Origin of the sequence: Rhizobium sp. WSM1274 (assembly GCF_025200775.1) — a bacterium.
GTDB lineage: Bacteria > Pseudomonadota > Alphaproteobacteria > Rhizobiales > Rhizobiaceae > Rhizobium > Rhizobium leguminosarum_I.
Genome location: NZ_CP104138.1, coordinates 2,963,208 through 2,981,346, shown reverse-complemented (window position 1 = coordinate 2,981,346; position 18,139 = coordinate 2,963,208). Strand labels below are relative to the sequence as shown.

The 18,139-nt window shown below is 61.4% G+C and carries 16 protein-coding genes; 13 read left to right on the top strand and 3 right to left on the bottom strand.

Going from position 1 to position 18,139, the window contains the following annotated elements; all coding sequences use genetic code 11:
* The first annotated feature begins 92 nt into the window (after positions 1–92).
* The 8 genes from N2600_RS15015 to N2600_RS14980 all read left to right on the top strand — a co-directional run bounded on the left by N2600_RS15015 (position 93) and on the right by N2600_RS14980 (position 7,279).
* Positions 93–1,181, top strand: a complete 1,089-nt coding sequence (locus N2600_RS15015; RefSeq protein ID WP_170255222.1) for an ABC transporter ATP-binding protein — start codon at positions 93–95, stop codon at positions 1,179–1,181.
* Between the two features lie 53 nt (positions 1,182–1,234).
* Positions 1,235–2,533, top strand: a complete 1,299-nt coding sequence (locus tag N2600_RS15010; protein WP_222386327.1) for an ABC transporter substrate-binding protein — start codon at positions 1,235–1,237, stop codon at positions 2,531–2,533.
* A gap of 262 nt (positions 2,534–2,795) precedes the next feature.
* Complete coding sequence (locus N2600_RS15005; protein ID WP_017965165.1) at positions 2,796–3,710, top strand: ABC transporter permease; 915 nt, start codon at positions 2,796–2,798, stop codon at positions 3,708–3,710.
* A gap of 1 nt (position 3,711) precedes the next feature.
* The gene (locus N2600_RS15000) at positions 3,712–4,533 is read left to right on the top strand and encodes an ABC transporter permease (RefSeq protein ID WP_017965164.1); all 822 of its coding nucleotides are present in this window, start codon (positions 3,712–3,714) and stop codon (positions 4,531–4,533) included.
* Position 4,534: 1 nt separating this feature from the next.
* Positions 4,535–5,278: an aspartate/glutamate racemase family protein gene (locus N2600_RS14995; RefSeq protein ID WP_260296660.1), complete on the top strand. Its 744-nt coding sequence runs from the start codon at positions 4,535–4,537 to the stop codon at positions 5,276–5,278.
* A 4-nt stretch (positions 5,279–5,282) separates the two neighbouring features.
* Positions 5,283–5,894 (top strand): flavin reductase family protein, encoded by a 612-nt coding sequence (locus N2600_RS14990; RefSeq protein WP_260296659.1) that lies wholly within the window; start codon positions 5,283–5,285, stop codon positions 5,892–5,894.
* A gap of 130 nt (positions 5,895–6,024) precedes the next feature.
* On the top strand, positions 6,025–6,522 hold the full coding sequence (locus N2600_RS14985; RefSeq protein ID WP_017965161.1) for a heme-degrading domain-containing protein: 498 nt from the start codon (positions 6,025–6,027) through the stop codon (positions 6,520–6,522).
* A 133-nt stretch (positions 6,523–6,655) separates the two neighbouring features.
* Positions 6,656–7,279: a DUF2799 domain-containing protein gene (locus N2600_RS14980; RefSeq protein ID WP_260296658.1), complete on the top strand. Its 624-nt coding sequence runs from the start codon at positions 6,656–6,658 to the stop codon at positions 7,277–7,279.
* 9 nt (positions 7,280–7,288) lie between these two features.
* Here N2600_RS14980 and N2600_RS14975 read toward each other — a convergent pair whose 3' ends face one another.
* A complete protein-coding gene (locus N2600_RS14975) occupies positions 7,289–8,548 on the bottom strand; it encodes an AGE family epimerase/isomerase (RefSeq protein WP_260296657.1) in 1,260 nt (419 codons plus the stop codon).
* A 273-nt stretch (positions 8,549–8,821) separates the two neighbouring features.
* Here N2600_RS14975 and metH point away from each other — a divergent pair, with 273 nt between their 5' ends.
* From metH to N2600_RS14960, 3 genes are all read left to right on the top strand, one after another.
* Positions 8,822–12,595 carry a methionine synthase gene (gene metH / locus N2600_RS14970; RefSeq protein ID WP_260296655.1) on the top strand — a complete coding sequence of 1,258 codons (3,774 nt, stop codon included), beginning with the start codon at positions 8,822–8,824 and terminating at the stop codon, positions 12,593–12,595.
* Between the two features lie 308 nt (positions 12,596–12,903).
* Entirely contained in the window at positions 12,904–13,137 is a 234-nt protein-coding gene (locus N2600_RS14965; RefSeq protein ID WP_260296649.1) for a type II toxin-antitoxin system Phd/YefM family antitoxin, read from the top strand.
* Positions 13,134–13,535: a type II toxin-antitoxin system VapC family toxin gene (locus N2600_RS14960; RefSeq protein ID WP_260296648.1), complete on the top strand. Its 402-nt coding sequence runs from the start codon at positions 13,134–13,136 to the stop codon at positions 13,533–13,535. Before N2600_RS14965 ends, N2600_RS14960 begins: the two co-directional genes overlap by 4 nt.
* A 3-nt stretch (positions 13,536–13,538) precedes the next feature.
* Here N2600_RS14960 and N2600_RS14955 read toward each other — a convergent pair whose 3' ends face one another.
* Positions 13,539–14,303, bottom strand: coding sequence for a GntR family transcriptional regulator (locus N2600_RS14955; protein ID WP_260296647.1), 765 nt, complete (start codon positions 14,301–14,303; stop codon positions 13,539–13,541).
* Positions 14,300–15,184 carry an N-acetylglucosamine kinase gene (locus N2600_RS14950; RefSeq protein ID WP_222386320.1) on the bottom strand — a complete coding sequence of 295 codons (885 nt, stop codon included), beginning with the start codon at positions 15,182–15,184 and terminating at the stop codon, positions 14,300–14,302. The genes N2600_RS14955 and N2600_RS14950 overlap by 4 nt, the downstream gene beginning before the upstream one ends.
* Positions 15,185–15,710: 526 nt before the next feature.
* Between N2600_RS14950 and N2600_RS14945 the strand changes: the two genes are divergently transcribed.
* A complete protein-coding gene (locus N2600_RS14945; protein WP_260296646.1) occupies positions 15,711–16,970 on the top strand; it encodes an ABC transporter substrate-binding protein in 1,260 nt (419 codons plus the stop codon).
* A 218-nt stretch (positions 16,971–17,188) separates the two neighbouring features.
* Complete coding sequence (locus tag N2600_RS14940) at positions 17,189–18,136, top strand: carbohydrate ABC transporter permease (RefSeq protein ID WP_017965152.1); 948 nt, start codon at positions 17,189–17,191, stop codon at positions 18,134–18,136.
* The last annotated feature ends 3 nt before the right edge of the window (positions 18,137–18,139 follow it).

Sequence of the window (18,139 nt, the reverse complement as noted above, 5' to 3'; positions counted from 1 at the left end):
TTTTGATAAAGTCATTGTGTTGCAATAGCTTACCTCAAGACACGGAGTCTGGCACGGCAGATGCATCGTCTTTTCCGAACAGGGGAACGCAGATGTCGAAAGCGGCAGAGATCGATATAGTATCCGTTTCGAAGGCCTACGGCGCGACGACGGCGGTCCATGCGATCAGCCTGAAGATTCCGGCCGGCTCCTATTGCTGCTTCCTCGGTCCGTCGGGCTGCGGCAAGACCTCGACGCTGCGCATGATCGCCGGCCATGAGAGCATCTCGTCGGGCGACATCAGGCTCGGCAATGTCGTCGTCACCGATTTTCCGCCGGCCAGGCGCGGCACGGCGATGATGTTCCAGTCCTACGCGCTCTTCCCGCATCTCGATTTGATCGACAACGTCGCCTTCAGCCTCAAGATGAAGGGCGTCGACAAGCAAGAGCGCCGGGCCAAGGCGCTCGAGATGCTGAAGCTGATGCAGATGGAGGGTTATGCCAACCGGCGTCCGGCCCAGCTTTCCGGCGGCCAGCAGCAGCGCGTGGCGCTGGCGCGCGCGCTGATCACCGATCCGGAAGCGCTGCTGCTCGACGAGCCACTGTCGGCGCTCGATCCGTTCCTGAAGATCCGCATGCGTGCCGAACTCAAGAAACTGCAGAAGACGCTCGGCATCACCTTCGTGCACGTCACCCACAGCCAGGAAGAGGCGATGGCGCTCGCCGACGTCATCGTCATCATGAATGACGGCCGGATCGAGCAAGCGGCGGCACCGCGCGAGGTCTTCGAGCGGCCGGCGACGGCCTTCGTCGCGCGGTTTATGGGCGATCACAACGTGCTGTCCGGCCGGGTGACCTCGAGCGAGAACGGCGTGCTCGTCATGACCGTACCGGAAGGTCAGAGCTTTTCCGTGCGCGGGACGGGCAGGGAGGTCGGCGAGCCGGTCGATATCGGCATCCGCACCGACCGCGTGCGGCTGCAGGTGGCGAGCGAATGGACACTCGGCTTCGATGGCATCGTCTCCAACATCGAATATCGCGGCTCTTCCGTGAAGATCACCGTTCTCGGCGCCGGCAGCGACGACTTCACCGTCATCGCTGACGACGCTGAATATTTCGCCCGGCCGGTTGCCGTCGGCGACACCGTTTCGCTCAGCTGGGCGCCCGAAGATGCCGTGCTTCTCGGCCGACCTTCTGCATAAACCATCACCATCAAGAACCATGAACCTTCCATATCAAGAAAAGGGGAACTGACATGACGACTGAAACGACATCGACCAAGGCGGAGAAGGGTCTTTCCCGCCGCACGCTGCTGAAGACGGGTGCTGCCGCCGTCGGCGCCATCGCCGGCTCCGGCGCGATTACCGGCTTTCCCACCATCTGGGCGAAGACGAACATCACGCTTCGCCAGTTCGGCACCGGCGTTTCCAACATCAATGCCATCGCCGAGAAGTGCAAGGCCGATCTCGGCATCACGCTGGAAATGACGGCAACCGATTCCGACGCCGCCGCCCAGCGTGCCGTCACCCAGCCCGACAGTTACGATATTGCCGACATCGAATACTGGATCGCCAAGAAAGTGTTCCCGACCGGCGTCATGCAGCCGATGGATGTCAAGAAGCTGAAATATTACGACAAGATCGTACCGCTGTTCATCAATGGCAAGCTGAAGGCAGACAGCGTCATTGCCCAGGGCACGGCGCCGCACACGGTCGGCTTCGTCGAGGCGCAGGGTTCCAAGAAGTTCGCCAAGGAGCCGACACAGTGGATGACGATGGTTCCGACCATCTACAATGCCGACACGCTCGGCATCCGCCCCGACCTCACCGGCCGTCCGATCACCAGCTGGGCCGATATTCTCGATCCGGCCTTCAAGGGCAAGACCGCGATCCTCAACATCCCGTCGATCGGCATCATGGATGCGGCGATGATCATGGAAGCCTCGGGCAAGATCAAATATGCCGACAAGGGCAACATGACGAAGGAAGAGATCGACAAGACGATCGAGTTCCTGATCAAGACCAAGGGCGACGGCCAGTTCCGCGCCTTCTGGAAGTCGTTCGACGAAAGCGTCAACCTGATGGCCTCGGGCGAAGTCGTCATCCAGTCGATGTGGTCGCCGGCTGTCGCCGCCGTCCGCTCCAAGGGCATCGCCTGCACTTTCCAGCCGCTCAAGGAAGGTTACCGCGCCTGGGGCGGCGGTCTCGGCCTTGCCTCGCATCTCAAGGGCGCCGAGCTCGATGCCGCCTATGAATACATCAACTGGTACACATCGGGCTGGGTCGGCGGCTACCTCAACCGCCAGGGCTATTACTCCGCCTGCATGGATACCGCCAAGCAATTCATGTCGGCCGACGAATGGGGCTACTGGATCGAAGGCAAGCCGGCGCAGGGCGATATCCTGTCGCCTGAAGGCAAGGTGATGGAGAAGGCCGGCGCCGTTCGCGACGGCGGCTCCTTCGAGGCTCGCATGGGCGCCGTGGCCTGCTGGAACTCCGTCATGGACGAGGACCGCTACATGGTCCGCCGCTGGAACGAGTTCATCGCGGCCTAAGGCAGGTCGAGAGGGCGGAGAGCTACTGTCTTTCGCGATGCTCAAGACGTCGCTTCGCGCCGCCCCTCGTCCGGCCCTTCGGGCCACCTTCTCCTCGCTGGGGAGAAGAGGGAGTCCGTGGCCACGTCGTGAGACAAAATCAAGGTTCGCGGTGGCCTAGGCGCTGCCGCGAATCTCTTCTCCCCAGCGGGGAGAAGGTGCCGGCAGGCGGATGAGGGGGCGGCACGCACCTTCGTTCCAAATCAGAACGGAGAACCGGATCATGGCGACCATCGCAGCGGAAACGGAGGAGGATGGGCAGGGCGCGCGCGGCGGGCGTGGGCTGAGGCTTTCTCCATCGGCGATATCCTATCTCCAGGCGACGCCGCTGTTCGTCATTCTCGGCTTCTTCTTCCTGCTGCCGATCGCCATGATCGCCGTCGTCAGCTTCTGGGACTACGACTTTGCCGGCCTCTATCCCGATTTCCTGACGATGAACTACACCGAGACGCTCGGTTCGTGGGTGACGTGGAAGACCTATCTCAACACGCTGAAATTCACGGCGATCGTCTGGTCGCTGACGCTCGTCATCGGCTTCTGGGTCGCCTATTTCCTGGCCTTCCACATCCGCAAGACCTCGACGCAGATGATCCTCTTCCTCGTCTGCACCGTGCCGTTCATGACGTCGAATATCATCCGCATGATCTCGTGGATCCCGGTGCTCGGGCGCAACGGCCTCGTCAATTCGACGCTGATCGAGATGGGCATCATCCCCAAGCCGATTGAATGGCTGCTCTATTCCGATTTCGCCGTCGTGCTCGCCATGGTGCATCTCTATACGCTGTTCATGGTGACGCCGATCTTCAACACGCTGATGCGCATCGACCGGTCGCTATTCGAGGCGGCGCGCGATGCCGGCGCCTCCGGCTGGCAGGTGTTATGGAATGTCGTCATCCCGCTCGCCAAGCCCGGCATGGCGATCGGCACGATCTTCGTCGTCACGCTCGTCATGGCTGATTTTTCGACGGTGCAGGTGATGTCCGGCGGCCAAAGCGCCTCGGTAGCGCTGATGATGAAAAACCAGATGTCGCTGCTGCAATATCCGGCCGCTGCCGCCAACGCCGTGGTGCTGCTCGCCGTCGTGCTGTTGATGGTCGCGGCCATCCTGCGTGTTGTCGACATCCGCAAGGAGCTTTGAGATGAGCCACGAAAAACGCGGCCTGGAATTCTACCTGCTGGCGCTCTTCTTCGTCATCTTCGTGCTGTTCCTCTACGGCCCGCTTTCGGCGATCCTGATCCTCTCCTTCCAGGGGCCGGATGGCGGCCTGACCTTCCCGATGAACGGCGTTTCCACCCATTGGTTCTTCAACCTATTCGAGAAGCAGGCGGTCGGCGATTTCGGCGCCTCCTTCCGCCGCTCCTTCACCCTCGGGCTGATGGTGATGGCGGTGACGGTCGTCGTCTCGCTGCTCGCCGGCCTTGCCTTCCGGCGCCGTTTCCCCGGTTCGACGGCGCTGTTTTATGCCACGGTCGCAAGCCTCGTCGTGCCGTCGATCATCATCTCGCTCGGCATCGGCGTCGTCTTCCAGGAGGGTGGCCTCAAGCCTGCCTGGTATTCGTCGGCCTTCGGCGCCCATCTGACCTGGACGCTGCCTTTCGGCGTGCTGATCATGTTTGCCGTCTTCAACCGCTTCTCGCCGGCTTATGAAGAGGCGGCGCGTGACCTTGGCGCCAGCTCCTGGCAGACGTTCTGCCATGTCGTGCTGCCTATGATCGCCCCCAGCCTGATCGGCGTCGGCCTGTTCGGCTTCACGCTCTCCTATGACGAATTCGCCCGCACGCTGATGACATCAGGCACCTACAACACGCTGCCGCTCGAAATCTATGGCATGACGACCAACGTCACGACGCCGGTGCTCTATGCGCTCGGCACGGTGACGACGCTGTTTTCCTTCACAATCATTCTCCTTGCGCTCGGCATCATGACGATGCTCAGCCGGCGGCAGGCAAAGATAAACTGACATGCGCATCCTCATCGTCAATCCGAACACCACGGCCTCCATGACCGACAAGGCAGCGACCGCCGCGCGTGCGGTGGCGGCATCCGGTACGGAGATCATCGCCGCCACCTCGCGCATGGGGCCGGTTTCCATCGAGGGACATTACGACGGAGCCTTAGCGATCCCCGGTCTGCTCTCCGAACTCAAGGAGCGACAGGCGGCGGGTTATGACGCGGCCGTTATCGCTTGCTTCGACGATACCGGGCTCGAAGCGGCGCGAACCTTCGCCGATGTGCCGATCCTCGGGCTCTGCGAATCTGCGGTGGTGACGGCGGGCTTTCTGGCGCAGCGCTTCACCGTGGTGACGACGCTGGAGCGGTCGCGGGTGCTGATCGACAATCTGGTGCGCCGCTACGGCATGGGCGACCGCGCCAAGGTGCGCGCCTCCGACATCCCGGTGCTGGAGCTGGAAGATCCGGCCTCGGGTGCGATCGGCAAACTCAGGGCCGAGATCGAGCGGGCGCTTTTGGAAGACGGCGCCGAGGCGATCGTGCTCGGCTGCGCCGGCATGACCGATCTGGCGCGAGAGCTGCAGGGAATCTACGGCGTGCCTGTCGTCGATGGCGTTGCCGCCGCCGTCAAGCAGGCCGAGGCGCTGGTATCGCTCGGACTTTCCACCAGCAAGCGCGGCTCCTATGCCTCGCCGCTGCCGAAACCTTTTGCCGGGGCGATGAGCGGTTTCTCGCCGGTCCTCAAGGTCGGCTGAACCGATGTCCGTCTCTTTCGATTTCGAGCAGCTCACCGAGCGCCAACGCTACAAGCTGATGATCGGCACGATCATCCCGCGGCCTATCGCGCTGGTGACGACGGTCGACGAGAATGGCCGGATCAACGCCGCACCCTTCAGTTTCTTCAACTGCCTTTCGGCCGATCCGCCGATCCTTGCGATCGGGGTCGAGAACAATGCCGACATGTCGTTCAAGGACACCGGCCATAATATCCGCATGACCGAGGTGTTCACGGTCAATATCGTCTCCTTGGCCATCGCCGAGGCGATGCATGTCTGCGGCGCCAAATATCCGCGCGGCGTCGACGAGCTGAAGGAAGCCGGCCTGACGGCGATGCCGGGCGAGAAGGTCGCCTCGCCCTTCATCGCCGAGGCGCCCGCCGCTTTCGAATGCCGGCGGCATGTGACGCTGGAGCTCGGCCGCTCACGGCAGATCGTCATGGGCGAGATCGTCTATGCGCATTACCGCGACGGGGTCGTCGATCCGGAAAGGCTGCATGTCGATCCGGCTGCGGTCGATGCGATTGCGCGGCTCGGCGGCGATACCTGTGCCACCATCCGCGACCGTTTCGAGATGCTGACGCCGAAGCTTTGAGACAGAGCATTTCCGTTTGCGCAGTTTTGCTGGAATTGCTCCAGGGATAGGTCCAAGTTTTTGCTTTACTTTTTTGCTCCTCGCGAGAATGGTCGGCTACGGATCATCGCGGCAGAGGAGCGCTTTACCCATGATAATCGAGGACGATCTCAGCCGGATCGCGGAGCAGGAAAAAGTGCTGAGCTTCGATGCCTTCGACCTGACGACGGCATGGCAGCTCGGCAAACTCCTGCAGGAACTCGCCACCGAGCGCGGCCTCGGCATCGCGATCGACGTGACCCTGCATTCGATGCCGGTCTTCTATGCGGCACTGCCGGGTGTAACGCCTGATAACGTCAACTGGGTCCGGCGCAAGCGCAACATGGTACTGCGTTATTTCCGCAGCAGCTATGCCTGCGGCCTGAAGCTGCAGAAGGATGGCAAGACGGTCGAGGATAACGGGCTTTCCGGCGCCGACTATGCGCCGCATGGCGGCAGTTTCCCGATTAACGTCAAGGGTACCGGCTGCATCGGCGCGGTCACCGTCTCAGGACTGCCGCAGCGTGACGACCACAATCTCGCGGTCGAGGCGCTGGCGCTGATGCTCGCCAAGGATCTGGATACGCTGCGGCTCGCCCCGACGCTTTGATGCGGCCTGTCCCGCCGTAATTTTGACAGAAAAAAGCCATGAAAACTGCAGATTCGCGTCGCCGCTCCGGTGACTCGGGCTTGTCCTGCGGCTAGGATGCGGCATCGCCCTCCTTCATCCTACCCGGGACGCCGTGATCCGTTTGTTTCTTGCGCTTGCCGCCACCATCGGCCTCGGCCTTTTCCTTGTCTCCTGCAATACGCTGTCCAAGGAGGAATGCGTCGCCGCCGACTGGCGGGTGATCGGCGAGAGCGACGGGGCGGCAGGCTACGAGCCGCAACAGCGCTTCGCCGCACATGCGAAATCCTGCGAGCGGATCAAGATCGTGCCCGATCAGACGATCTGGTTTCAGGGATATCAGACGGGGCTGGTGCGCTACTGCACGCCACTCAGCGGGCTTGCGCGCGGCCAGGCGGGCAGCGGCTACGCCAATGTCTGCCCTAAGGAGACCGCGCCCGGTTTCCTGCGCGGCTTCGGCCTCGGCAGCAAGCAGCACGAGCTGCAATCACGCCTTAGCTCGATGCAGAACGATTATAGTTCGAAGGAGACTGATATCGACGATCTTTCCGACAAGCTGCGGGATGCCAAGGATGGCGACCGCACGGAACTTCGCCGGCGGATCGAGGATCTGGAAGACGACATGCACGACATCCGCCGCGATCAGCGCGACGTGCAGGACGAACTCGACCGTATCAGCAGTGACGTCGGATGGTTCCAGCGGAACCCGAACGCCGAACTGCCGGCGCCGGGTTACTGATCCCCGACCTCAGAGCTTCCCGCCGGCCTCGGCGATGCCCTTTGTCAGGCTGCCGGTTGCCGGGAAAAGCGGAATGAGGCAGGCCTGCAGGGCGTGATAGATATCGCCTTTGCCGGGGAACAGCGAGTGGGAGGGAACGAGATGTTCCGTCAGCTCCTCGTGCCAGCCGCCGTTCTTGTGATCGATGAAGGCGCGTTCGATCACGTTCCAGATCTTGCGGTAGCTCTCCTCATGGAAATCGCTCGGCAGGTGCTCGTTGAGAAAATGTGCGGCAGCCACACCTTCGCAAGCCGGCCACCAGAGCTTGTTGCGCTTGGCGGGCTTGTCGTCCCAATCGAGCGTATAGAAGAAGCCGCCCTTGTCGTTGTCCCAGCCGAGCGCCATGGATTGGGCGAAAAGCGCCTTGGCCGCATCCGGCATCCACTCGATCCGTTTGCCGCCGAGCGCCCAGAGCTGCAGGATGAGGCGGGCCCATTCCAGCCAGTGGCCGGGCGTCGTGCCGGCCGGGCGGAACATTTCGTTCGGATGATAGTAAGTCTTGTCGAGGTTCCATTCGGCGTCGAAATGCTCGGCAACGCGCCAGTCCACCGAGCCGGCGGCGCGGCGGATGACGAGATCGGCGATGCTTTCGGCCTTGGTCAGGTATTCCCTGTCGCCGGTGGCTTCGAAGGCGGCCATCAGTGCTTCGGTCAGGTGCATGTTGGAGTTCTGGCCGCGATAGGCGCCGCCGTCGAGCGGCTGCCAGTCGGCGGTGAATTCCTCGGCGATGGCGCCGTGCTTCGCTTCCCAGAACTTCGTGTTGAGGATCTTGGTGATATCGGCCAGCATGCCGTCGGCAAGCGGATGGCCGATGGTCTTTGCCGCTGAGGCGGCGAGCAGCACGAAAGCATGGCCATAGCCCTGCTTGTCGGAATCGACGGGACCGTCATTGTTGAGCGACCAGAAATAGCCGCCGTTTTTCCGGTCTCGATGATGGTTCCAGATATAGTCCATGCCGTGGTCGACGACGTCGGAGGCTCCGGGGCGGCCGAGCAGCGCGCCGATCGAGAAGCAATGCACCGCGCGCGCCGCGATATGGATGCCGCGAACCTGGCCCTCGGCGTCGAGAGGCCTACCTTCGTCGTCGAGATCGTAAAAGCCGCCCTTGGGATTGACCGAATTGTGCTGGAAGAAATCGAAGAGACCGTTCGCTTGGGTCAGCAGCCAGCTGCGGTGATAGGCGCGGCTCGCCCAGTTTCCAAGGACGGCGTTGCCGATTGCGGGTGCCATGATACTCCTCCGATTTCGTGCACAAAGCGTTGTAAACGCCTATATAGGGGTCGGACGAGTCTGTCATCCGGCTATCGCATTGGCCCGCAAAGCGGGATCGTTCTTCGGAGGCACGATGCGTCGATTCAAAACTATTACAACGTCCTTTGCGCGTCTGAAAAGACGCGCGGCGCTGTAGGCTTACAAAGCACGAAATTGACAGGCATATATTGACATAAAGATATCTTTATGTGATTTGGACTGTCTGGTCTTACGACGTCAAGGAGCCTTCCCGTGTTTGATAATCTCTTTGGTCCGGAAACGGGCAAACGTGACGGCAGTGAAGTTTTCGCAGCTTTGAGACAAGCCGCGAGCGAGCGCATCCTTGTTCTCGACGGCGCCATGGGCACGCAGATCCAGGGTCTCGGCTATGACGAAGACCAGTTTCGCGGGACGCGCTTCATCGGCTGCGCCTGTCACCAGAAGGGCAATAACGACCTTCTGATCCTGACCCAGCCGGACGCGATCGAAGAGATCCATTACAGATACGCCAAGGCCGGCGCCGATATTCTCGAGACCAATACCTTCTCTTCGACCCGCATCGCGCAGGCCGATTACGAGATGGAAGGTGCCGTCTACGACCTCAACAAGGAAGGTGCGGAGATCGTGCGCCGGGCGGCACAGCGCGCCGAGCGCGAGGATGGCCGCCGCCGTTTCGTTGCCGGCGCCATCGGGCCGACCAACCGCACCGCCTCGATCTCGCCCGATGTCAACAACCCCGGTTTCCGCGCCGTCACCTTCGACGATCTGCGTTCCGCCTATGGCGAGCAGATCGACGGTCTGATCGACGGCGGCGCCGACATCATCCTGATCGAGACGATCTTCGACACGCTGAACGCCAAGGCTGCGATCTTCGCCTGTGAGGAGCGCTTCGAGGCCAAGGGCGTGCGCCTGCCGGTGATGATCTCGGGCACGATCACCGATCTTTCCGGCCGCACGCTGTCCGGCCAGACGCCGTCGGCCTTCTGGAACTCGGTGCGTCACGCCAATCCCTTCACGATCGGCCTCAACTGCGCGCTCGGCGCCAATGCGATGCGCCCGCATTTGCAAGAGCTTTCGGGTGTTGCCGACACCTTCATCTGCGCCTATCCGAATGCCGGCCTGCCAAACGAATTCGGCCAGTATGACGAAACGCCGGAGCTGATGGCGGCGCAGATCGACGGCTTCGCCCGCGAGGGCCTCGTCAACATCGTCGGCGGCTGCTGCGGCTCGACGCCGGAGCACATCAAGGCGATCGCCGAGACCGTTGCGAAATACAAGCCGCGGCCGATTCCGGAGCATCGCCCCTTCATGTCGCTGTCGGGCCTCGAACCTTTCGAACTGACCAAAGATATCCCCTTCGTCAATGTCGGCGAGCGCACCAACGTCACCGGCTCGGCCCGCTTCCGCAAGCTGATCACCAACGGCGATTTCACCGCAGCGCTCGACGTCGCCCGCGATCAGGTCGAGAACGGCGCCCAGGTGATCGATATCAATATGGACGAGGGACTGATCGATTCCGAAAAGGCGATGGTCGAGTTCCTCAATCTGATCGCTGCCGAGCCTGACATCGCCCGTGTGCCCGTCATGATCGACTCGTCGAAATTCTCGATCATCGAATCCGGCCTGAAGCGCGTCCAGGGCAAGCCGATCGTCAATTCGATCTCGCTGAAGGAAGGCGAGGAGAATTTCCTCGCCCAGGCGCGGCTGCTGCACAATTACGGCGCTGCCGTTGTCGTCATGGCCTTCGATGAGACGGGGCAGGCGGACAGCTACCAGCGCAAGGTGGATATCTGCACGCGCGCTTACAAGCTGCTGACCGAAAAGATCGGCTACCCGCCCGAGGACATCATATTCGACCCGAACATCTTCGCTGTCGCGACCGGCATCGAGGAGCATAATAACTACGGCGTCGACTTCATCGAGGCGACGCGGACGATCCGCGAGCGCATGCCGCTGGTGCATATTTCGGGCGGTGTTTCGAACCTATCCTTCTCGTTCCGCGGCAATGAGCCGGTGCGCGAGGCGATGCACGCCGTGTTCCTCTACCATGCCATCCAGGCGGGTATGGACATGGGCATCGTCAATGCCGGCCAGCTTGCCGTCTACGACAACATCGATCCCGAGCTGCGCGAGGCCTGCGAGGACGTGGTGCTGAACCGCCGTCCCGACGGAACCGAGCGGCTGCTCGAAGTGGCGGAGAAATTCCGTGGCGGCGCGGCACGCGAAGGCCGCGTCCAGGATCTTTCCTGGCGCGAATGGAGCGTCGAGAAGCGCCTCGAGCATGCGCTGGTCAATGGCATCACCGAATATATCGAGGCCGATACCGAGGAGGCGCGCCAGCAGGCCGCTCGGCCGCTGCACGTCATCGAAGGGCCGCTGATGGCCGGCATGAACGTCGTCGGTGACCTGTTCGGTTCGGGCAAGATGTTCCTGCCGCAGGTGGTCAAGTCGGCGCGCGTGATGAAGCAGGCGGTGGCCGTGCTGCTGCCCTACATGGAAGAGGAAAAGCGTCTCAATGGCGGCGAGGAACGCCGGTCGGCCGGCAAGATCCTGATGGCGACGGTCAAGGGCGACGTGCACGATATCGGCAAGAACATCGTCGGCGTCGTGCTTGCCTGCAACAATTACGAGATCGTCGACCTCGGCGTCATGGTGCCGGCGACGAAGATCCTCGAAACGGCCATTGCAGAGAAGGTCGATGTCATCGGCCTCTCCGGCTTGATCACGCCGTCACTCGACGAAATGGTGCATGTCGCCGCCGAGATGGAGCGCCAGGGCTTCGAGATCCCGCTTTTGATCGGTGGTGCGACGACCAGCCGCGTGCATACGGCCGTGAAGATCCATCCCGGCTACAATAAGGGGCAGACGGTCTACGTCACCGATGCGAGCCGCGCCGTCGGCGTCGTCTCCGCACTGCTGTCGCCGGAAACGCGACAGAGCTATGTCGACGATATCCGCACTGAATATGCCAAGGTGGCGGCCGCCCATGCGCGCAGCGAGGCCGAGAAGGTGCGCCTGCCGTTGCCCCGGGCTCGAGAGAATGCCCACAAGATCGACTGGTCTGCCTACCAGCCGGTGAAGCCGCAATTCTTCGGCACGCGGGTGTTCGAGGATTACGATCTGGCCGAGCTTGCCAAATACATCGACTGGACGCCGTTCTTCCAGACCTGGGAGCTGCGCGGCCGGTACCCCGCCATTCTCGACGACGAGAAGCAGGGCGAGGCGGCGCGTGCGCTCTGGGCCGATGCGCAGGCGATGCTGAAGAAGATCATCGATGAGAAGTGGTTCCGCCCGCGCGCCGTCATCGGCTTCTGGCCGGCCGGCGCGGTCGGCGACGATATCCGGCTGTTCACGGACGAGAGCCGCAAACACGAGCTTGAGACCTTCTATACGCTGCGCCAGCAGCTTTCGAAGCGGGACGGGCGGCCGAACGTGGCGCTCTCCGACTTCGTGGCGCCTGTCACAAGCGGTGTTCAGGATTATGTCGGCGGCTTCGTGGTGACGGCGGGGATCGAGGAAATCGCCATCGCCGAGCGTTTCGAGCGGGCGAACGACGATTATTCGTCGATCCTCGTCAAGGCGCTGGCCGACCGCTTCGCCGAAGCTTTTGCCGAGCGCATGCACGAGCAGGTGCGACGCGAATACTGGGGCTATGCCAAGGACGAGACGCTCAGCAAGGAGGATCTCATCACCGAAGCCTATGCCGGCATTCGCCCGGCGCCCGGTTATCCTGCTCAGCCCGACCACACCGAAAAGGCAACGCTGTTCAAACTGCTAGACGCCGAAAAAGCAGCCGGCGTGAAGCTGACGGAAAGCTATGCGATGTGGCCCGGCTCCTCGGTCTCCGGCCTCTATATCGGCCATCCCGACTCCTATTATTTCGGCGTCGCCAAGGTGGAGCGCGATCAGGTGGAAGACTATGCGGCCCGCAAGGGCATGCAGGTTTCGGAAGTCGAGCGCTGGCTCGGACCGGTGCTGAACTATGTGCCGCGCAAGGCGGACGAGCAGATCGAGGACGCGGCCTGATTGCCGAGTCTTCGCGGTCGCTTAGAGCATGATGCCGAAAAGTGTGAGCGGTTTTCGGACGACATCATGCTCTAACTATATAATGTAGAACAGGATTCAGATTTTAGGCCGACCCGGCCTAAAATCATCCTATTCTATGGCGGCGTCCTCAGAGATTGGTTCAATAAATGAAAAGCCGGAAGGGGGTCGCCTTCCGGCTTTTATGATTTTGATGCGGCTGATAATTACCCGCATTCAGGCTATTTGAATTTGATAGCGCAATTGACGATGCGGTGGCATGCTTAGCCAAGTTAGCTAATGAGGCGACGATGCAAGTTACCATCCATGCCGCAAAGACCAATCTGTCGAAATTGATCGACGCTGCCCTTTCCGGTAAGGAAGTGGTGATCGCCAAGGGACGCAAGCCTGTCGTGAAGATCATTCCGATTGTGCAGTCTTCCTTCAAGATCGGGCTGCTCAAGGGACAAGTTGTTGGAAATGGCCCCGACTTTTTTGAGCGCATGGATCAGGACGAGCTTGCGCCTTGGGAAGGGGGCGAGTGAACTCGCTGCTGCTCGACACCCATGCTTGGGCATGGTCGCTGATCGGCGATGAGCGGCTCTCGGCCAAGGCAATTGCTCTGATCGAAAAAGCGGAGACGATTTTCGTCAGCCCAATATCGCTATTTGAAATCGGGCAGAAGGTTCGTCTCGGCAAATGGCCGGAGATGGAGCCTTTCATTGGCCGGTTGCCGGAACTGCTGCATGAACAGGGTGGCATTGCCGCGGCATTGACACCGGAAATCTGTCTGACCGCAGACATGATGGACTGGACACATCGCGATCCGTTCGACCGGCTTCTTGCCGCGACCGCCATGCAGAATGGGATACCGCTTATCTCCGCCGATGCGATCTTCGATGATCTTGTCGGAAATCAGCTCTGGATCGCCCGCTTCTGGTAAGGCTTACGTCACTGCAATCGTCAGTTCCGCGACAAAATCATAGGCATCGCCGCGATAGAGCGAGCGGGTGAATTCGACGGCGCGGCCGGAACCCAGGTAGGAGATACGCTCGATCGACAGGCCGGCCGCGCCGACGGAGACGCCGAGAAGCTGGGCGTCGGCCTCCTTCATATTGGTTGCCGAGATACGCTGCACGGCGCGCACCGGGCGGACCTGGAGGCGTTCGAGCTCGGCATAGAGCGAATTGGTGACGGCTGCGGGATCGGGAAGGAACTCGCCGGAGACGCTGGCATTCTCGATCGCCAGCGGCTGGTCATCGGCGATGCGCAGACGGGAGAGGCGCGAAACCTTGACGTCGGTACTGAGGCCAAGGATCATCATCTCGTCGGGCGAGGGGGTGTGGATGCCCTTATGCAGCCATTCGGAGCGCGAGGACATGCCGCGGCGCGCCATATCCTCGGTAAAGGAGGTAAGCTGCGACAGGCGCTGCTCGACCTTGGAGACCGGCTTGGCGACGAAGGTGCCCGAACCGTGACGGCGCACCAAGAGGCCGTCGGCGACGAGTTCGTCTATCGCCTTGCGCACAGTGACGCGACTGACGGCGGCGAATTCGGCGATGTCGCGTTCCGGCGGCAGCGCATCGCCGTGACCAAGCGTGCCGGTGCGCACGGCTGCTTCGAGCGTGCGGCGCAGCTTGACGTAGAGCGGCCCCGTGCCGGCTGCCTGCAGGCGCTCCAGAGAAAGGAGGGTGGCGAGGTCATCGGTCATGCCGCACCCCTCTGGCCGTCGTTCATGAGCTTGACCGCAAGCTCCACTGCGCCCTGCAGGGCATCGCCCTTCGGTCTGGCAAGCAAAGGCTTGTAACGTTCAGAAAGCCACGGCTCATAAGCTTCGGCAAGACCGCCGAGCAGGCAGATCGACGGGCATTCGGGCCAGAGCAGTGCTTCGAGACTTTCGCCGATCGCCGTTGCCGCCTCCGTGACGATGGCGACTGCCACGGCATCGCCCTTAGCCGCATGTTCGAAGACGGTGGGGGCGTAACGGGCAAAATCCTTCGGTCTTGCCGAATGGGCGAATTCGGCGATGCGCTCGGGATCGTTGCCGTATTCGGCCAAAGTCGCGTCGGTGATCGGCGATGCCGGGCGCACCCCGTCATGGGCGAGCAGCGATCGTTCCAGGAGATCGCGGCCCAGACGGGCACCGCTTGCCTGGTCGCCGACAACGAAACCCCAGCCGCCGATGCCGTTCAGCCGGCCGTCCCTACGGGCATTATAAACCGAGCCGGTGCCGAAGGCGCCGACGATGCCGTCGGCATCGCCGAGCGCGCCCTGCAGGGCGATCAGCGCATCGGTGACAACGCGGCCTTCGGCAAACGGCAGGGCCTTTTCGATTCGCCTGCCGTAATCGCCGACATTGGCGCCGGCGACGCCGACGACGGCTGCGACGGCGGAAAGGGTTTCATCGGCAAGCCCGGCATCGCCGAGCGCCTGCCGGGCGGATTCGACGATATTGAGAAGGGAGTTTTCCAAATCCGACAGGATGTTGGCAGGGCCGGATCTGCCGCGGCCGATGACATTGCCGTTCCTGTCCGCGACTGCGGCCCGGCAGCTCGTTCCGCCGCCGTCTATGCCGATTGCAAGCTCCGTCATCGGGCCTCCGAATATGCCGTTCCCCACGGTCTTCAATACAATACCAAAAAAATACCATTTACCAAGTGGCAATGATGGAGAAAATTCATCTTTTTATCGTGTTGATTTTGCTTCATAAAATTTTTAGATCGATTTTATCTGGCCAAAAGGTTAAATTCGGCTGGACAATTGGTATTTTTTTGGCCTTAATTCGGTAACAAGGGAACAGCACTTCGAGGCCCACGAAAATCGGCAGTTAAGCCGAGCCGGAACCGCTTCGAGGATGGATCAAGAGAACGACCTGCCGGCCCGTCAAGCTGGTGGCGAAGCTCAGGCATCCATTGGCTTTCCCCATCATTTCGCCGCTCCCGGTGTAGCCGGGAAGGCGCGCAGTTCGGCCGCAGGCGTCCGCCTTCGTGTCCGTCGAGCTTTCGGGACCGGCATTGCTGACGGTCCTCCAAGGGGCGTTGGGTGTTGGCTCAGACACACCAATTGCTTGTTTCAGATCGAAAACAGCGCCTAGCGGCGCTTAAAACAGGAGAGGGAAATGAAAAACACTGCTCTGAAAAGCCTGCTGCTTGCCTCCAGTCTGCTGACTTCAGCGGGTCTCGTCCACGCCGCCGACGTCACGCTGACGGTCGAAAGCTGGCGTAACGACGACCTGCAGATCTGGCAGGAGAAGATAATCCCGGCCTTCGAAGCGAAGAACCCGGGCATCAAGGTCGTCTTCTCGCCGACCGCGCCGACCGAATACAACGCCTCGCTGAACGCCAAGCTCGATGCCGGCTCCGCAGGCGATATCATCACCTGCCGTCCGTTCGATGCCTCGCTCGAACTCTTCAACAAGAAGCAGCTCGTTGACATCACCAGCCTGCCTGGCATGGAGAACTTCTCGCCGGTCGCCAAGGCCGCTTGGAGCACCGACGACGGCAAGTCGACCTTCTGCGTGCCGATGGCTTCGGTCATCCACGGCTTCATCTACAACAAGGATGCCTTCGACAAGCTCGGCATCTCGGTGCCGAAGACCCAGGACGAATTCTACGCAGCGCTTGACAAGATCAAGGCCGACGGCACCTACATCCCGCTCGCCATGGGTACGAAGGATCTCTGGGAAGCCGCCACCATGGGCTACCAGAACATCGGCCCCAACTACTGGAAGGGCGAGGAGGGGCGCAAGGCTCTGATCGAAGGAAAGCAGAAGCTGACGGATCCCGAATGGGTCAAGCCCTTTGAAGAGCTTGCCAAGTGGAAGCCCTATCTCGGCGACGGCTTCGAAGCCCAGACCTACTCCGATAGCCAGAACCTGTTCACGCTCGGCCGGGCCGCGATCTATCCGGCTGGTTCATGGGAAATCGCGCTGTTCAACAGCCAGGCTCAGTTCAAGATGGGTGCTTTCCCGCCACCGGTTCCGAAGGCAGGTGACACGGGCTACATCTCCGACCACCCGGATATCGGTGTCGCCCTGAATGCCAAGAGCACCCATGCCGAAGAAGCCAAGAAGTTCCTCAGCTGGGTCGCTTCGCCGGAGTTCGCCGATATCTACGCCAACTCGCTGCCGGGCTTCTTCAGCCTGAACTCCACCGCGGTCAAGATGTCCGATCCGCTCGCTCAGGAATTCGTTTCCTGGCGCGGCCCGTACAAGTCGACGGTGCGCTCGACCTACCAGATCTTGTCACGCGGCACCCCGAACCTTGAAAATGAGACCTGGGTCGAATCGGCCAACGTGATCAACGGCACGGATACGCCTGCGATTGCTGCCGAAAAGCTCCAGAAGGGCCTCGACAGCTGGTACAAGCCGGCCAAGTGATGTGATCAGGGGCGGCGTTTGCAGCCCCTCATCCGGCCTGCCGGCCACCTTCTCCCCGCTGGCGGGGAGAAAGAGACCTCGCAGCGACCTCCCAGCCCGATATCGTTTCTCAGCAGGGGCGTTTCCTCTCTTTCCAGGTGGCAGAGAGTTAGGGTGAGGCGCAACCGTTTCCACCTGTGCTGCGCCTTGCGGCCAGTCGACAAGAACAGGCAAAAGCCATGAGCGAAACCGACAACGCGGTCGATATCGTCCCGATCAGGCGCCCGGTGCGCTGGCACATCTTCGTCTTCATGTTGCCGGCCTTGATCGTCTATTCCGCCGTCATGGTGCTGCCGCTCATCGAAACGCTCAGGCTTTCGCTCTACAATACGGTCGATGGGCAGCCGGCCTTCGTCGGACTGGCGAATTTCAAGGTGCTGTTCGGCGACGCGCGCTGGGCGCGCGATTTCTGGAATGCGCTGGTCAACAACCTGATCTTCTTTGCCATCCACATGTGCGTGCAGAACCCGATCGGCGTGGCGCTTGCCGCCCTGCTTTCTGTGCCGAAGCTGCGCGGCGTCGCCTTCTACCGCACGGCAATGTTCCTGCCGACGCTCTTGTCGTTCGTCATCGTCGGCTTCATCTGGAAGCTCATCCTTTCGCCGATCTGGGGTGTAGCTCCCTGGCTGATGAGCCTTGTCGGCATGAAGTGGGCCTTCGCACCCTGGCTCGGGCAATCCGGTCCTGCGCTGATTGCCGTGTCGCTGATCTCGAACTGGCAATATATCGGCATTCCGATGATGCTGATCTATGCCGCATTGCTCAGCATCCCCGAAGAGGTGATCGAGGCGGCCGAATGCGACGGCATTACCGGTTGGGCCCAGTTCTGGAAAATCAAGCTGCCGCTCATCCTGCCGGCGATCGGCATCATCTCGATCCTGACCTTCGTCGGCAATTTCAATGCCTTCGACCTGATCTATACCGTGCAGGGGGCGCTTGCCGGGCCTGATATGTCGACCGACATTCTCGGCACGCTGCTTTACCGTACCTTTTTCGGTTTCCAGCTTCAGCTCGGCGACCGCTCGATGGGTGCGACGATCGCCACGGTGATGTTCCTGATCATTCTCGCCGGCGTCTCGCTTTATCTCTTCGTCATCCAGCGGCGCATGCGTCGCTATCAGTTCTGAGGA

What these genes read in the sequence shown, in the direction of transcription:
- N2600_RS15015 (WP_170255222.1), top strand. Translation starts at nt 93, where the DNA reads ATGTCGAAAGCGGCAGAGATCGATATAGTATCCGTTTCGAAGGCCTAC.
- N2600_RS15010 (WP_222386327.1), top strand. Translation starts at nt 1,235, where the DNA reads ATGACGACTGAAACGACATCGACCAAGGCGGAGAAGGGTCTTTCCCGC.
- N2600_RS15005 (WP_017965165.1), top strand. Translation starts at nt 2,796, where the DNA reads ATGGCGACCATCGCAGCGGAAACGGAGGAGGATGGGCAGGGCGCGCGC.
- N2600_RS15000 (WP_017965164.1), top strand. Translation starts at nt 3,712, where the DNA reads ATGAGCCACGAAAAACGCGGCCTGGAATTCTACCTGCTGGCGCTCTTC.
- N2600_RS14995 (WP_260296660.1), top strand. Translation starts at nt 4,535, where the DNA reads ATGCGCATCCTCATCGTCAATCCGAACACCACGGCCTCCATGACCGAC.
- N2600_RS14990 (WP_260296659.1), top strand. Translation starts at nt 5,283, where the DNA reads ATGTCCGTCTCTTTCGATTTCGAGCAGCTCACCGAGCGCCAACGCTAC.
- N2600_RS14985 (WP_017965161.1), top strand. Translation starts at nt 6,025, where the DNA reads ATGATAATCGAGGACGATCTCAGCCGGATCGCGGAGCAGGAAAAAGTG.
- N2600_RS14975 (WP_260296657.1), bottom strand. Translation starts at nt 8,548, where the DNA reads ATGGCACCCGCAATCGGCAACGCCGTCCTTGGAAACTGGGCGAGCCGC.
- N2600_RS14965 (WP_260296649.1), top strand. Translation starts at nt 12,904, where the DNA reads ATGCAAGTTACCATCCATGCCGCAAAGACCAATCTGTCGAAATTGATC.
- N2600_RS14955 (WP_260296647.1), bottom strand. Translation starts at nt 14,303, where the DNA reads ATGACCGATGACCTCGCCACCCTCCTTTCTCTGGAGCGCCTGCAGGCA.
- N2600_RS14950 (WP_222386320.1), bottom strand. Translation starts at nt 15,184, where the DNA reads ATGACGGAGCTTGCAATCGGCATAGACGGCGGCGGAACGAGCTGCCGG.
- N2600_RS14945 (WP_260296646.1), top strand. Translation starts at nt 15,711, where the DNA reads ATGAAAAACACTGCTCTGAAAAGCCTGCTGCTTGCCTCCAGTCTGCTG.
- N2600_RS14940 (WP_017965152.1), top strand. Translation starts at nt 17,189, where the DNA reads ATGAGCGAAACCGACAACGCGGTCGATATCGTCCCGATCAGGCGCCCG.